Below are 13892 nucleotides of genomic sequence, written 5' to 3'. Positions count from 1 at the left end.
GCTTTAAACATACCTGATAACCGAATGTCACCTGCATGCCAGGAGCATGCGGGTGTAATTCATTCACGGTAAAGAAATATATCCTATAAATAAGAGTAGTGGCGTAATGATCAGGATGCTAATTCTGATCATTTTTTTGTTTTTTGGGAAATTCATATAATTGAATAATTTGCAATGTAAATTAAATCTTGTACAAATTACAATAGGATGCATCAGCTATTATTCATATCCGTTATTATTGCTTATTTTTGCTCTAATAGATTGAAAAATAAGTGACCTGGAACAATGCTTCTAACCACTTAGGATGCTATTGTTTTTTTTCGTTTAAGCTTTGTTTAAATCGCGATTTGACTTAGGGTGTTAGCGTGCTACATTAAATACAATAATATGTTTCTGTTATAGTGTATTAATGATGCAATCACTACATGGAACTTGTTTAATTGCGTACGCAAAGCATAAATATATTCTTACCATGCAGAATGGTGAATATCGCTGTTTTAACGGTGGTGATTTGGTTTTTGCGGATGCAAACCAGATTTTAGTTGATAACTGTGCAGAGAACGTCGTCTTTGTCACGAAGGAAACACTTTCATTATTTCTCCCAATGCTCAAGGAGGAGGCATTAACTCTTCATGCCTGTAAAAAAGTTCCTTCGTTAATCGTGCATCACTGTACCCGAGATATCCCCGTTTTTCAGGAAGTTGTACAGTTTTCACAAAGTAAAAATCTCCGCTATGGTGAGATTTTACGTAACAGGGCATTAATATTCGCAATATTGTCGGTTTTTCTTGAAGATGAAAAGTTTATAGCGCTACTCATGAATATCCTACAGCCCAATATGCGAACTCGGGTTTGTACGGTCATTAACCGTAATATTGCTCATGAATGGTCATTGGCGAAAATAGCCAGCGAGTTATTGATGAGTCCAAGTTTGTTAAAGAAAAAATTGCGTGAAGAAGAGACGTCTTATTCGCAACTGCTTACCGAATGTAGAATGCGACGCGCGTTACAACTCATTGTAATACATGGCTTTTCTATAAAGCGAGTGGCCGTGTTGTGTGGCTATAACAGTGTGTCGTATTTTATTTATGTTTTTCGCAATTATTATGGCATGACACCGACTGAGTATCATGAACGAATAGCTGAAAGAGGGGGTGATAACCCTCTGATGATGGACATTTGTTTAGCAGGAAAGTGTTGTCACCCTGAAAGGATAGTAAGGTTATAATTGCTTTTTGAAGATAAAAAAAACCCGGCATAGGGGACCGGGAAGAGGATAGTCTGCCGTCTCCAGACTAATAAGCCGTTATAACACTCCATGTTGGCACGGGAAACTTTGTGCTCTCAGTGGGTTAAATATAACTTTTGCTGGAGATAAGATCAGCCAATTTTTTATAAACATAAGCTATACACAAATTTAAGATATATCACGCATGCATTTACTTTTTATGGCTTAACTGATATATGCGCTTATGTATGTGATTACTTTTTGGTCCTACCAATTTTGGCAGTTTTGGATTTTTACAGGAGTCATACATCATTTCATTTGTATACTGAAATTGTAATGGTTGTAGTAATGGAATATAAGGGCTTGTCATGACACACGTTTGCTCAGTGATCCTCACCCGCCGTTCATTTGATATTTATCATGAGCAGCAAAAACTCTATTTGCAAAAAGAGAGTATTCTTTTGATGGATAAATATATGGTGGAGAATTTTCCTTTTGATGAATCCCATGCCCGTAGACTAGATATCGATGAAAGGATCATTAGCCATTATTTGCACAATGTCCGTCTTTCGGGTCGGTGTTTAGGGCTGCATGGTAAAAAACGGTTGCTAGTTAACCCAACACCACCAATGCCGCTGGTCACTGCGATATTTGATAGTTTTGCTCAAGAAGATATTGCGTCCAGAACATTAAGTAATATGCTTTACTTTTCCTGCCTTTCGATGTTTTCACGAAATAAAGAACTTATTCCCTTCCTTTTTAATAGCATTAGTACTGTTTCAGGTAAAGTTGAACGCATTATTAGCTGTGATATAGCCAAACGTTGGTATCTGCGTGATATCGCCGAAAAAATGTATACCAGTGAAAGCCTAATCAAGAAAAAATTGCAGGATGAAAATACTTGCTTCAGTAAAATATTGTTGGCCTCGCGAATGTCGATGGCCAGACGATTACTCGAGTTACGACAAATCCCGCTGCCGATGGTCGCAGAAAAATGTGGCTATAGCAGTACGTCGTACTTTATTAATACTTTCCGCCAGTACTATGGCGTAACACCGCACCAGTTTGCGCAACAGTCAACTGGGACCTTTAACTGACTGGATTTCTCATTCGAAAGTCGGTCAGGATCTCCCTCACACTTCATGTGAAAATCTTTCCTCATTAACTCTGCCGGGTCACCGGCAAGTTTGCTTTCGCAGTTTGCAAAACACTAAACGTATTTTCAGGAGGAAAAGACGCGGCATGTTCAGGATTATTAAGTTTGCAATTCATACAATTACGGGAATTCTGGTCAGTGTCGTGTTGTTTAAATTGATAACCAACGGTTGGAGCGGGTTCTACTTTCAATGCTGTTTACTGAGTCTGATGTTCCTGGCGGTAAGCTGGCTGTTGAGTGGCGAGTGGTTAGCGGGAAAGAGTAAGGCTGAACCCTCACGTTCAACCTTACTCTCGTTTACGCGTTACGCTTTTTTAAAGCGGGCAAAGAGATGTTCCACCACAACGAAAAAGACCGGAACGAAGTAAATCGCCAGCACCGTTGCTGCAAACATCCCCCCCATAACGCCTGTACCTACTGCGTTTTGCGCACCGGAGCCTGCGCCATGACTGATAACCAGCGGCAGTACGCCGAGAATAAAGGCCAGAGAGGTCATCAGGATTGGGCGTAAGCGCATCCGTGCCGCTTCGATAATCGCTTCCATCGGTGTCTTCCCTTCTTTTTGCATCATCTCAACCGCAAACTCGACAATCAGGATGGCGTTCTTGGCGGAAAGCCCAATGGTGGTCAGCAGACCAACCTGGAAGTAGACGTCATTGCTTAAGCCGCGCAGGTCTGTAGCCAGTAACGCGCCAATTACCCCAAGCGGTACGACCAACATTACCGAGAATGGAATCGACCAGCTTTCATAAAGTGCGGCGAGGGCAAGGAACACCACGACCAGCGAGATGGCATATAGTGCCGGTGCCTGGTTGGAAGATAACGCTTCCTGATATGACAGTCCGGTCCATGAATAGCCAACGCCAGTCGGAAGTTTTGCGACCAGATCCGCCATAAATTTCATTGCGTCACCCGTACTTTTTCCTGCCGTCGCTTCACCTAAAATCTCCATTGCTGGAATACCGTTGTAGCGTTCCAGACGTGGTGAGCCGTAGGTCCATTCTGTTGAAGAATAAGCAGAAAGCGGCGCCATCGTGCCGGAGGCGTTGCGCACATACCATTGGTTTATATTATCTGGCAGCATGCGGAACGGTGTTCCTGCCTGGACATACACTTTTTTCACTCGTCCCTGGTTAAGGAAGTCGTTCACGTAGCTACTACCGAAAGCGGTGGAAATGGTCTGGTTGATATCGGACAACTCCACGCCCATCGCCTCAGCTTTCGCGGCGTTGACGTTGACTTTGAACATCGGTGTATCTTCCAGGCCGTTCGGGCGTACCCCGGTGACCTGGTCAGGGGATTGTGCTGCCAGAGACAGTAACTCGTTTCTCGCCTGGGTCAGCTTTTCATGTCCCAGGTTACCGTTATCCAGCAGTTCCATATCAAAACCTGACGCTGTCCCCAGTTCTGCTACCGCCGGTAAGTTGAACGGGAAAATAACTGCTTTATTGATGCGGCTAAGAGCCACCATCGCCCGCTGAATAATCGCGGTCACCGAATTTTCTTCGCCGACGCGTTCAGACCACGGCTTCAGGCTGATAAACGCCAGACCGTTGTTTTGCCCCTGGCCGCTGAAACCAAAGCCGCCAACGGTAAACACCGACTGAACATTATTTTTCTCTTTTGTCAGATAGTAATCGGTCACCTGCTGCAGCACTTTAGTGGTGTTAACCATCGTGGAACCTGATGGTAGCTGTGCAGTGGTCATAAATACCCCCTGATCCTCTTCCGGCAAGAAGGAGGTCGGTGTACGCAGAAACAGCACCGCCATCCCGGCACAAATCAGCAGGTAAACCACCATATAACGACCCGTGCAGCGCAGCAGTGAGCGGGTACTGTCGGTATAGTGTTGAGTTGATTTTTCAAACAGATGGTTAAATCGCACAAACAACGCATTCTGTTTGTGACCGCCTTCTGGAACGGCTTTCAAAATGGTGGCGCAAAGGGCAGGCGTTAGACTCATCGCCACAAACACCGAAAGCAACATGGAGGAGATCAGCGTAATGGAGAACTGACGGTAAATTTCCCCGGTCGCGCCGCTCATAAAGGCCATTGGCATAAACACCGCGGAAAGCACAACGGCAATCCCGACCAGCGCACGTTGGATTTGCCCCATTGATTTATGCGTCGCTTCCTTCGGCGGCAGCTTATCTTCTGCTATCACGCGTTCGACGTTTTCTACCACCACGATGGCGTCATCCACCAACAACCCTATAGCTAACACCATCCCGAACATGGTGAGGGTGTTGATGGTAAAACCGACCGCCGACAAAATCGCGAACGTGCCGAGAATAACGACCGGTACGGCAATAGTCGGGATGATCGTAGCGCGAATGTTTTGTAAAAACAGATACATGACCAGGAAGACGAGGATGATGGCCTCAACCAGCGTTTTGAAAACTTCCTGGATTGAAATTTTAATAAATGGTGTCGTGTCGTAAGGATAAACCGTCTTCAGGCTGGCGGGGAAATAGGCAGATAAACGATTAAGCTCCTCTTTTACCGCCCGGGAGGTATCGAGCGCGTTTGCTCCTGTAGCCAGTTTGATCGCGATCCCGGCGGCAGGTTTGCCGTTATAGCGCGCTACGGTGGAATAATCTTCCGCTCCCAGCTCGACGCGGGCAACGTCGCGCAGCAGCACTTGTGAACCATCTTGCTGAACTTTCAGCAGGATTTTGCCAAATTCTTCCGGTGTTTGCAGACGTGTCTGCACAATGATCGAGGCGTTCAGTTGTTGGTCTGCCGCCTGTGGCATTCCGCCCAGTTGACCGCCGGAAATCTGGTTGTTCTGTACCTTGATTTGGGAAATAACATCGGCAGGAACAAGGTTGTATTTATTGAGTTTTTGCGGGTCCAGCCAGATACGCATGGCGTACTCTGAACCAAAGAGCTGCACGCTACCGACACCTGCGGTACGACTTAATGGGTCTTTAATATTAGAAGCCACATAGTCCGCAATGTCGTACTGGTTGAGGCTGCCGTTTTCAGAGATAAACGCTGCCACCATCAGGATATTGCTGCTCGACTTATTGACGCTAATCCCTTGTTGCTGTACTGCTTCGGGGAGTGATGGCATAGCAAGTTGCAGTTTATTCTGCACCTGAACCTGCGCAATATCGGGCGACGTTCCTGTCTCAAAGGTCAGTGTGATGGAGGCATTACCCGCCGCATCACTGGTTGATGACATATACATTAAGCCATCAAGTCCATTCATATTTTGCTCAATCACCTGAGTGACTGAATCTTCTACCGTTTGCGCATCAGCACCCGGATAGGTGGCGCTAACGGTGATGGTCGGTGGTGCAATCTGCGGATATTGCGCCACCGGTAAGTTCATGATCGCCAGCCCGCCTGCGAGCATCAAAATAATGGCAAGTACCCAGGCAAAAACCGGGCGATCAATAAAATAGTTAGCCATGAAAGTCCCCTTAAGCCTGCAACGTTATTGTTTCGATTCGGTGCTGGCGTTTTCCTGGCTGGAGGAAATTGCGCGTGCTTTGATACCTGGGCGAATGCGTTGCAAACCGGAAACGATCACCCGATCGCCAGCTTGCAAGCCAGAGGTAACAACCCACTGGTTGCCGATGGCTTTGGTAGCGTCAATTTCGCGTAACTGCACGACATCATCTTTATCAAGAATGAGCGCCGTTGCTTTGCCCTGAGCGTTGTGAGTAACGCCTTCCTGCGGCACCAGTAACACATTCTGGCGACTACCTTCATCCACTAATGCTGTGACGTACATGCCTGGCAGTAAGTCACCATTTGGATTGGGGAAAATCGCACGCAACGTGACCGAGCCGGTAGTTTCATCCACCGTCGGGTCAGAGAATTTCAGCGTACCGCTCTGGCTGTAACGTTTGCCATTTTCCAGATTGAGCTGAACTGGCGTACTGCCCTGAACCTGTTTGATTTGCCCACTGGCGACCTCTTCTTTCATGCGCAAAAAATCTTGTACCGACTGCGTGAGATCGACATAAATCGGGTCCAGACGCTGCACTGTAACCAGCGAATCTGCCTGATTAGCAGTAACGAGTGCGCCGACGGTCACTGATGATTTCCCACTGACGCCCGTAATGGGCGAGGTGACATTTGCGTATTGCAGATTGATCGTCGCCTGCTCAACAGCCGCTTTAGCAACGGTGACATTGGCTTCAGCCTCATTCAGCTGGGTGCGCGCGGTGTCGTAATCCTGACGGCTGACGTAGTTGGTTTTCAGCAACGATGCCTGGCGATTAAAGGTAATGCGGGCATTGCTGGCGGTAGAGAGGGCTTTCGCCAGCGAACCTTTGGCTGAGTTCAACTCTGCCTGCAAGGGCGCAGGGTCAATCTGATACAACGAATCGCCCTGGTTAACTTTATCGCCTTCGATAAAATTGCGCTTAATGATGATGCCACCCACCTGCGGGCGAATCTCAGCAACTTCATAAGGAACAGTTCTGCCGGGCAATTCGCTCATGACATTGATTGAGCCGGGGGAGAGCGTCACCACGCCCACTTCTGGCGTCATGGCGGCAGCATTTTGCGCTGATTTGTCGTCGCATGCGGTGAGAATTACGCCGCAGAATAACAACGGTATTAACAGTTTTCTTTTTCTGTTCATTTTATTCCCTGAAAATTCGTGAAAAATTACGGATTTTTTGAATGTGTGCGGGGAGAGGCATGAGGGATTTACAGACCTGCGGCATAGTGCAAGCCATGGGGATGTATGCCTGTGATGGCGCATGCAGGCCGAGTGACCAATGTGGCGATTTAGATGGCAAAAAAAATGTTGCCGTTCTGCTGACAGTCTCTGCCTGCGTCCGGGCAACGAATGTTTCTACTGGTGGATACATAAACCAGGGGAATAAGTTCGTTTTTGCTTCTCCTTTGGTTATCACCGGGAGTAATGGAGTCAGCATTTGCATCCCTCGTCATGCCAGCCGTCAATTTCAGGCACTTATCGCTGGGCCACATCAACGCCTTCTTAAAAATAAGAAGAGATCCCCAGAGTCACGATGTCGCTCATACGTCTAAGTTTCAGCTTGTACATAATATTGAATTTCTGGATCTTTAATGTCTGCTGCGAAATTTTCAGTGTTGACGTGATATTACTTTCATTTTTGTTCTTCAGGATTAATTGCATAATTTTGAATTGATTATGCGAGAAACATAATTGAGAATTCTTATGAGGCAAGTGTTTTCCATAAGTAATATCAATCAGATTTTTAATGCTTTCTTTACGGCTGATAAAAAAGATAGGCGACTGACTTTTAAGTTTGCTGATGTGGTAAGGTGCCAGAACAATGATTCTTTCAGCATCTAACTTCTCAAGAAACTTAATCGCTTCTTCATCAAGGATATGATTATGATAGGTATCAATGATCACCTTGAATGGTTTGTTACCTATGCTTTTTATCTCTGACAGGGAATTGATTTTTATCATTTCGTGATTATCTTTCAACTGCAAAAAGCCCTGTAAAAGAAAAGAATCCTTCGTCATGAGAAAAATCATAACTTGCTCCTTAGCCGTTATTGTTTCGAACATGTCATCCTTTTCATTATTTACATCCATGTCCGAATTCGTTGTTCAATATAGTAAACGCCTATAAGAACGTTGCCCTTCGTGAACTAATACGTCTATTAACACTAATCAAAACTTGAGATTTATCCATCACGCACTCCATATATTGATCCTAGGTAACATTCCTGGGTGTTATAAATTTGTTAGTGCTAACATGAAATTAACAACCCACATATTTTTACCAAGAATAAGTTATCAATTTAAAGTTTGTGATTTCTGAATGATAAAACTAAAATAAAAAAGTAATCCGATTTAAATATCGAGTCTCCTTGTTTCTACTTAAGCTGGCAATTGGATTTGCCAGCTTTCTTTTTAATTTATGGGGAAAATTAACATCAACTGCATTAATTACCTTCTTATTGAGCCAATGCTTGCCAAACCTTGATTTCATTTTCCCACAGCACTTTTAAACATTAAACCTGACTACAGAAAATATCAGCCATGATAATGTTTGAAATGGCTAATTTGCTGTGAAATTTATAAAACCATAAAGGTTTCAGCGAGTTGTTTAATGAGTCGCACGGTAATTATTTCAACGATGGTTTATGTTTTGCCATGGTGGCGATATGAAGCGGGAGTGTTATATGCCTCATAGTCACCATAAGTGATTATGAGGCGGTGTGGGAAATACTGTGCCGACGGTCTGATATTGATTATTTTTTAACGAATAAACTAGCGAAGCTAAACAAGCTGGCAGCGCTGAATATTAGTTCTATCCCCACCAGTGTAGAAACTAGTGTTACAGAAACCATTGGCGTTGCACCCAGGAATATCCATGCGATGATGATATCCAGGATACCAATGACTAGTTGTAGCCAGCTGCCTTTCATTGAACGCTGGCGATACCAGCTCATCAAGCGAATAACCCCAGCGACACAAAACAAGCCGGCGATAAACGCCGCAATAGCAAAAATTCCCAGTTCTGGTGCGCGGATGAAGAAATAGCCGATCAACAAATAGGCGACAGCGACAAGGAAGCCGGATAATACAGGCCAGAAATTATGACTCCGGTTGCTGAATAAACCGACAATAAGCGCAATGCCTGAGCAGATTAATAATGCACCAACGACTGTGCTAAGGATATCGCCAGAGACAAACGGGAAGCTTATACACAGCAAACCGACAATAAACAGCAGTACAGCAATAAACTGGATTGCTCTCCGATGCTTCTTAAGCATATCCAGATCAAATTTCAAAATTGTTGCCTTATCTATATATAACATAGAACCACCCTATAAATTTAAGAAGAAAAATCCCTACTATCAATCTATGCCAAAAATGCATCCAGGAATGCATGTGATTTAATAAAAATTTCCTAATTAATGTGTCCAACACCCATGTAACTTGTTGTATTTAAATAAAAATATCTGATTTTGATATTTTATCTCAACATGACATACCCAAAAAACCAGGTTATAACCTCAATGTCGAAATTGATTCGTGACGGCTCTTTCACTTTATAGTTGAGGATATTACGATGAAAAAAGTATTAGGTGTAATTCTTGGTGGCCTGCTTCTTCTGCCAGTTGTGAGCAATGCCGCGGATGCACAAAAAGCAGCTGACAATAAAAAACCTGTCAACTCCTGGACCTGTGAAGATTTCCTGGCTGTGGACGAATCCTTCCAGCCGACTGCAGTCGGTTTTGCTGAAGCACTGAATAACAAAGATAAACCAGAAGATGCGGTTATGGATGTTCAGGGCATTGCAACCGTAACCCCAGCTATCGTTCAGGCTTGTACTCAGGATAAACAAGCCAGCTTTAAAGATAAAGTTAAAGGCGAATGGGACAAGATTAAGAAAGATATGTAATTCATGGAATGCGTTGCATCGTATTTCCTTGAATATTGAACAGGCAGGAATACCTCGCGTTAAAAGCAGATAATCCTCCTGTTCATATATACTTTATTTGTTGAATGGGTTGTAAAATGAATATTTCATCTCTACGTAAAGCCATGATTTTCGTTGGCGCTGTAGCGGCACTTTCACTGGTTAATGCACAATCTGCACTGGCTGCTAATGAATCTGCTAAAGATATGACTTGTCAGGAATTTATTGACCTGAATCCAAAAGCGATGACACCGGTTGCATGGTGGATGCTGCATGAGGAAACGGTTTACAAAGGTGGTGATACTGTAACCTTAAATGAAACTGATCTGACTCAGATTCCTAAAGTGATTGAATATTGTAAGAAAAATCCGCAGAAAAATTTGTATACCTTCAAAGATAAATTGGCAAATGTCCTGCCGAATTAACAGGAATAAAGCAAAAAGGAGTAGCAAGTTGAGCCATCTTGCTGCTCCTTTTTGCATTTTTATATGACTGCAGAATTTATTATTCGTCTAATCCTGGCTGCTATTGCCTGTGGTGCTATTGGCATGGAAAGGCAAATCCGCGGCAAAGGGGCAGGGCTTCGTACACATGTCTTAATCGGTATGGGGAGCGCCCTGTTTATGATTGTGTCGAAATATGGTTTCGCTGATGTGCTGGCGCTGGATCACGTCGGGCTTGATCCCAGCCGTATTGCCGCTCAGGTTGTCACTGGCGTCGGTTTTATAGGCGCGGGTAATATCCTCGTTCGTAATCAAAATATTGTCGGCCTCACCACCGCAGCGGATATCTGGGTAACAGCTGCAATCGGTATGGTGATTGGTAGCGGCATGTATGAGCTGGGGATTTACGGTTCTGTAATGACCTTGTTGGTACTGGAAGTCTTCCATCAATTAACTTTCCGGCTGATGAACAAGAATTACCATTTACAGCTGACGTTGGTGAACGGTAATACGCTGTCGATGCTCGACTGGTTTAAACAACAAAAAATAAAAACTGATTTAGTTTCGTTGCAAGAAAATGAAGATCATGACGTGGTTGCTATTGATATTCAGCTTCATGCGGCGACGTCGATTGAAGACTTATTAAAGTCGCTAAAAGACATGACGGGTGTGAAAGGTGTTTCAATCAGCTAATGTGAATATTAATGATATCGACGGGAGTACACCCGGTACTCCCGTCGTATTTAACTATCGAGGACAATCAGCGGAGAATGATTGGCAGGGGCGTTTAATACAGTAATATCCGCGCCGTAGAGCATAGTCAGCGCCTGCTGTGTCAACACGTCCTGCGGTTTACCATTGGCGATAACCTTTCCTTTTTGCATCAATACAACACGGTCGGCATAGCGGGCGGCAAGATTAAGATCGTGCAATACACAGCAGACGTTGAATTGCCGTTCGCGAACTAACTGACGTAATAAACGAAACAGATGCTGCTGATGGTGAATATCCAGCGCCGACGTTGGTTCATCAAGAAATAACCATTTCGGCGAGGGTATTGCTTCCCAAAGTTGTACCAGCAGGCGCGCTAATTGCACACGCTGTTGTTCACCGCCGGATAATTGCCGATAGTCGCGGTTTGCTAACGCCTGACAGTCGCATAGCGCCATTATCTGTGCCGTTTCATCCCCCTGATTACCGGTACGATGCGGATGGCGCCCCATCTGGATCACTTCTTGTACGCTGAATGGGAACGCCATATGGCTATTCTGACGCATCACGGCCCGGTGTTTCGCCAGTTCGGTAATTGACCATTCATTTAATGGCTTATTAAATAACCGGCATTCGCCGCTATCAGGTTGAAGATAGCCGGTGAGCTGGCGAAGCAACGTGGATTTTCCCGCACCATTAGGGCCGAGAATGGCAACAATTTCCCCGCCGGGAAAAGTCAGCGAGACATTGTCAGTCAGGCGTCGCCCATGAAGGCTATAAACCAGGTTCCGGGCGCTAATCATGCGATCCTCCGGTTGCGCAGAATCAACCACATGAAATACGGGCCGCCAAGCAGGCTGGTTAGTAATCCGACAGGCATTTCTGCTGGCTGTACCAGTGTGCGGGCAAGCGTGTCTGCCATCAGTAATAAGCAGGATCCGGCAAGGGCAGAGCAAGGAATTAGCCAGCGATGATTTGCTCCGGTTGTCATGCGAATCAGATGCGGGATCACCAGGCCAATAAAGCCGATAATGCCGCTTACCGATACGGCAGCACCAACGAGCAGTGAGCTAATCAACAGTAATTGTTGGCGTTTACGCTTTACGTTCACGCCGAGGTAATGGGCTTCTTCATCACCAAGTTGCAGCAAATTCAGCGTTCCGGCGAGACACGTTGTTGCCATAATGGCGGGCAGAATGAAGGAGCTGGCAACCAATAACGTTGGCCATTGCGCCTGACCGAGATTGCCCATCATCCACAACGTGAGTTGTCGTAGTTGTTGCTCATCGCCTATATAGCTCAGTATGCCGATCGCTGCGCCGCACAGGGCATTGATGGCGATCCCGGCGAGTAACAATTGCATCATGCTGCCATCGCGATGGCGCTGCGTGATGAGAAAAATGATGGTGCAGACCACTAAACTTCCGGCGATGGCAAACACCATTTGTTCATAAAGCACCAGCACCACGGGGAAGGAAAAGGGCAGCACAATAGCAACGCCAACCATTAATGCCGAACCGCTACTGACGCCGAGTAATCCTGGGTCAGCCATGGGGTTGCGGAAAAGCCCCTGCATAATCACCCCGGCGGTTGCCAACGCGGCGCCTACCAGCACGGCCAGTAAAACGCGCGGCAGGCGAATATTTAGCCAGATATCGCGGTATTCCTCATCAAGAAGGGCGCTAAAGCTGATTTTTAACGCGCCCTGACTGGCACCGAACAGCACCAGGGCAAGCAATAATAGTGATAGCCCCATAAAGACACTGGCGGATGAAAATGAATCCTTGAGCACGCAAAACTCCGTTATGACGTTGCGGCGCGGAGAGTCTGCGCCGCATGGGATTACGCCGGTTTCAGGTCAGGTTCAATCAGACTGTAGATCTGCTTGTTGAGTGCTGGCGCGTTTGCCAGTTCATGAATGTGTGCGGCGACATCGGCACGGCGGACAAAACCATGACACTCCTGATTTTGTATCCGTTGTGCTTTGCCTGTTGCTGCGCCGTCAAGCAGACCGCCAGGGCGGAGAATGGCGTAGTCTAGCTGGCTGGTTTGCAGCCAGCTTTCCGCCTGTGTCTTTTCGCGCACCGCCTGACCAAACGCGGCTTTTGCCCGATCCGATAAAAACGGCCAACTATCGCCGCATCCCAAAGAGGTCACCAGAATCATGCGACTGATGCCTGCCTTTTCGGCCTCATCAATCACCGTTCTGTGGGCCAGATAATCCTGTGCGCCGCCCATTGTTGAGATGATAAGTGCTTGCGGACCAGCCGCGCGGCAGGCGGCTGCGACTACGCTGGCGTCACAAGCGTCGCCAGTAAAAGCCTGCACACCTTGTTGCGTCAATTGAGCCGCAGCGTCTGCACGGCGAACGACAGCGACGACCGGACGTTGTTCCGCCAGCGCCAGTTCAAGCGTTCTGGCGCCCACACCTTTTCCGCTCGCGCCAAAGAGTAGCCACGGTGTCATCAGGCGTGTTCCTTTAACGATGCTGCCAGAGCATGGAAGGCGTTGACCTGTTCACTCAGGAGCTGACGATGGTCATCCCTGCCGAGGAAGATTTTCAGCATGGCGCTGCCTTCTTTGTTGAAAAAGAGAATGGATGCGGTGTCCATGCCCATAAATTTACGTTCGATTAAGGCAATATGCGTGCAGTTTTCTGCTTTGATATGCCCGGACATGCCGTGCTTTCCACGCAGATTGAAATAGCCGTGGCGGTGGAAACCCGAAGGCAGTTCGCCGCTAAATTCGAGGATCACATCGGCAGTATGCACCAGCGTGGTGACGTTGCCCCATTCGCAGACGGTATCCCAGACAGTATCGAATTTATCGCCTGACACAACTGTCGGAGAGGGCAGATTTTTCACTACCTCCAGCAACGTGGTGTTGTATTGTTCGGCGATCGCCTCCAGCGTACCGTCTGGCTCCGTTTTCAAAAATTCCTGTAACGAGACATGGCTCATAAATCA

Annotated in this window: 13 protein-coding genes and 1 pseudogene; 6 read left to right on the top strand and 8 right to left on the bottom strand. The window is 46.2% G+C overall.

The window, feature by feature from the left end:
- Window positions 1-412: 412 nt before the first annotated feature.
- Both gadX and gadW read left to right on the top strand, forming a co-directional pair.
- Entirely contained in the window at window positions 413-1228 is an 816-nt protein-coding gene (gadX, locus tag FEK50_RS14810) for a DNA-binding transcriptional regulator GadX (protein WP_131161896.1), read from the top strand.
- 368 nt (window positions 1229-1596) lie between these two features.
- Window positions 1597-2325, top strand: a complete 729-nt coding sequence (gadW, locus tag FEK50_RS14805) for an acid resistance transcriptional activator GadW (RefSeq protein WP_130209198.1) — start codon at window positions 1597-1599, stop codon at window positions 2323-2325.
- Between the two features lie 363 nt (window positions 2326-2688).
- On the opposite strand, the gene mdtF is transcribed toward gadW, so the two are convergent.
- Window positions 2689-5802 (bottom strand): multidrug efflux pump RND permease MdtF, encoded by a 3114-nt coding sequence (mdtF, locus tag FEK50_RS14800; RefSeq protein WP_130209196.1) that lies wholly within the window; start codon window positions 5800-5802, stop codon window positions 2689-2691.
- A gap of 24 nt (window positions 5803-5826) precedes the next feature.
- Complete coding sequence (mdtE, locus tag FEK50_RS14795; protein WP_346460520.1) at window positions 5827-6936, bottom strand: multidrug transporter subunit MdtE; 1110 nt, start codon at window positions 6934-6936, stop codon at window positions 5827-5829.
- A gap of 107 nt (window positions 6937-7043) precedes the next feature.
- Here mdtE and FEK50_RS24790 point away from each other — a divergent pair.
- Window positions 7044-7328 (top strand): annotated as a pseudogene (locus FEK50_RS24790) (hypothetical protein); the annotation flags it as partial.
- 19 nt (window positions 7329-7347) lie between these two features.
- Here the strand turns inward: FEK50_RS24790 and gadE are convergent.
- Both gadE and hdeD read right to left on the bottom strand, forming a co-directional pair.
- Entirely contained in the window at window positions 7348-7875 is a 528-nt protein-coding gene (gene gadE / locus FEK50_RS14785; protein WP_064527778.1) for an acid resistance transcriptional activator GadE, read from the bottom strand.
- Window positions 7876-8597: 722 nt separating this feature from the next.
- The gene (hdeD, locus tag FEK50_RS14780; protein ID WP_130221293.1) at window positions 8598-9167 is read right to left on the bottom strand and encodes an acid-resistance protein HdeD; all 570 of its coding nucleotides are present in this window, start codon (window positions 9165-9167) and stop codon (window positions 8598-8600) included.
- Between the two features lie 254 nt (window positions 9168-9421).
- On the opposite strand from hdeD, the gene hdeA reads away from it, so the two are divergent.
- The 3 genes from hdeA (at window position 9422) to FEK50_RS14765 (ending at window position 10908) form a co-directional block, all read left to right on the top strand.
- Complete coding sequence (gene hdeA / locus FEK50_RS14775) at window positions 9422-9754, top strand: acid-activated periplasmic chaperone HdeA (protein ID WP_130209189.1); 333 nt, start codon at window positions 9422-9424, stop codon at window positions 9752-9754.
- Between the two features lie 116 nt (window positions 9755-9870).
- Window positions 9871-10197 carry an acid-activated periplasmic chaperone HdeB gene (hdeB, locus tag FEK50_RS14770; protein ID WP_130209187.1) on the top strand — a complete coding sequence of 109 codons (327 nt, stop codon included), beginning with the start codon at window positions 9871-9873 and terminating at the stop codon, window positions 10195-10197.
- 63 nt (window positions 10198-10260) lie between these two features.
- Window positions 10261-10908, top strand: a complete 648-nt coding sequence (locus tag FEK50_RS14765) for an MgtC/SapB family protein (RefSeq protein ID WP_130260996.1) — start codon at window positions 10261-10263, stop codon at window positions 10906-10908.
- Between the two features lie 50 nt (window positions 10909-10958).
- On the opposite strand, the gene FEK50_RS14760 is transcribed toward FEK50_RS14765, so the two are convergent.
- Genes FEK50_RS14760 through hutX form a run of 4 tightly spaced genes read right to left on the bottom strand, consistent with a single transcriptional unit; the run spans window position 10959 to window position 13886 of the window.
- Window positions 10959-11729 (bottom strand): heme ABC transporter ATP-binding protein, encoded by a 771-nt coding sequence (locus FEK50_RS14760; RefSeq protein WP_130209183.1) that lies wholly within the window; start codon window positions 11727-11729, stop codon window positions 10959-10961.
- A complete protein-coding gene (gene shuU, locus FEK50_RS14755) occupies window positions 11726-12718 on the bottom strand; it encodes a heme ABC transporter permease ShuU/ChuU (RefSeq protein WP_240780268.1) in 993 nt (330 codons plus the stop codon). The genes FEK50_RS14760 and shuU overlap by 4 nt, the downstream gene beginning before the upstream one ends.
- Window positions 12719-12768: 50 nt before the next feature.
- Window positions 12769-13392: an anaerobilin reductase gene (chuY, locus tag FEK50_RS14750; protein ID WP_131161890.1), complete on the bottom strand. Its 624-nt coding sequence runs from the start codon at window positions 13390-13392 to the stop codon at window positions 12769-12771.
- Entirely contained in the window at window positions 13392-13886 is a 495-nt protein-coding gene (gene hutX / locus FEK50_RS14745) for a heme utilization cystosolic carrier protein HutX (protein WP_021550030.1), read from the bottom strand. Before hutX ends, chuY begins: the two co-directional genes overlap by 1 nt.
- Between the last annotated feature and the right edge of the window lie 6 nt (window positions 13887-13892).

It is taken from the genome of Escherichia sp. E2586 (genome assembly GCF_005781105.1).
Classification (GTDB): domain Bacteria; phylum Pseudomonadota; class Gammaproteobacteria; order Enterobacterales; family Enterobacteriaceae; genus Escherichia.
The sequence above is the reverse complement of the archived record's forward strand: the minus strand, read 5'-3'. Positions and strand labels throughout refer to the sequence as shown.

Bases quoted from the DNA above. Each gene is read 5' to 3' on its own strand.
- hdeD (WP_130221293.1), bottom strand. From the start codon at position 9,167: ATGTTATATATAGATAAGGCAACAATTTTGAAATTTGATCTGGATATG.
- hutX (WP_021550030.1), bottom strand. From the start codon at position 13,886: ATGAGCCATGTCTCGTTACAGGAATTTTTGAAAACGGAGCCAGACGGT.
- gadE (WP_064527778.1), bottom strand. From the start codon at position 7,875: ATGATTTTTCTCATGACGAAGGATTCTTTTCTTTTACAGGGCTTTTTG.
- chuY (WP_131161890.1), bottom strand. From the start codon at position 13,392: ATGACACCGTGGCTACTCTTTGGCGCGAGCGGAAAAGGTGTGGGCGCC.
- gadX (WP_131161896.1), top strand. From the start codon at position 413: ATGCAATCACTACATGGAACTTGTTTAATTGCGTACGCAAAGCATAAA.
- FEK50_RS14765 (WP_130260996.1), top strand. From the start codon at position 10,261: ATGACTGCAGAATTTATTATTCGTCTAATCCTGGCTGCTATTGCCTGT.
- gadW (WP_130209198.1), top strand. From the start codon at position 1,597: ATGACACACGTTTGCTCAGTGATCCTCACCCGCCGTTCATTTGATATT.
- hdeA (WP_130209189.1), top strand. From the start codon at position 9,422: ATGAAAAAAGTATTAGGTGTAATTCTTGGTGGCCTGCTTCTTCTGCCA.
- FEK50_RS14760 (WP_130209183.1), bottom strand. From the start codon at position 11,729: ATGATTAGCGCCCGGAACCTGGTTTATAGCCTTCATGGGCGACGCCTG.
- mdtF (WP_130209196.1), bottom strand. From the start codon at position 5,802: ATGGCTAACTATTTTATTGATCGCCCGGTTTTTGCCTGGGTACTTGCC.
- hdeB (WP_130209187.1), top strand. From the start codon at position 9,871: ATGAATATTTCATCTCTACGTAAAGCCATGATTTTCGTTGGCGCTGTA.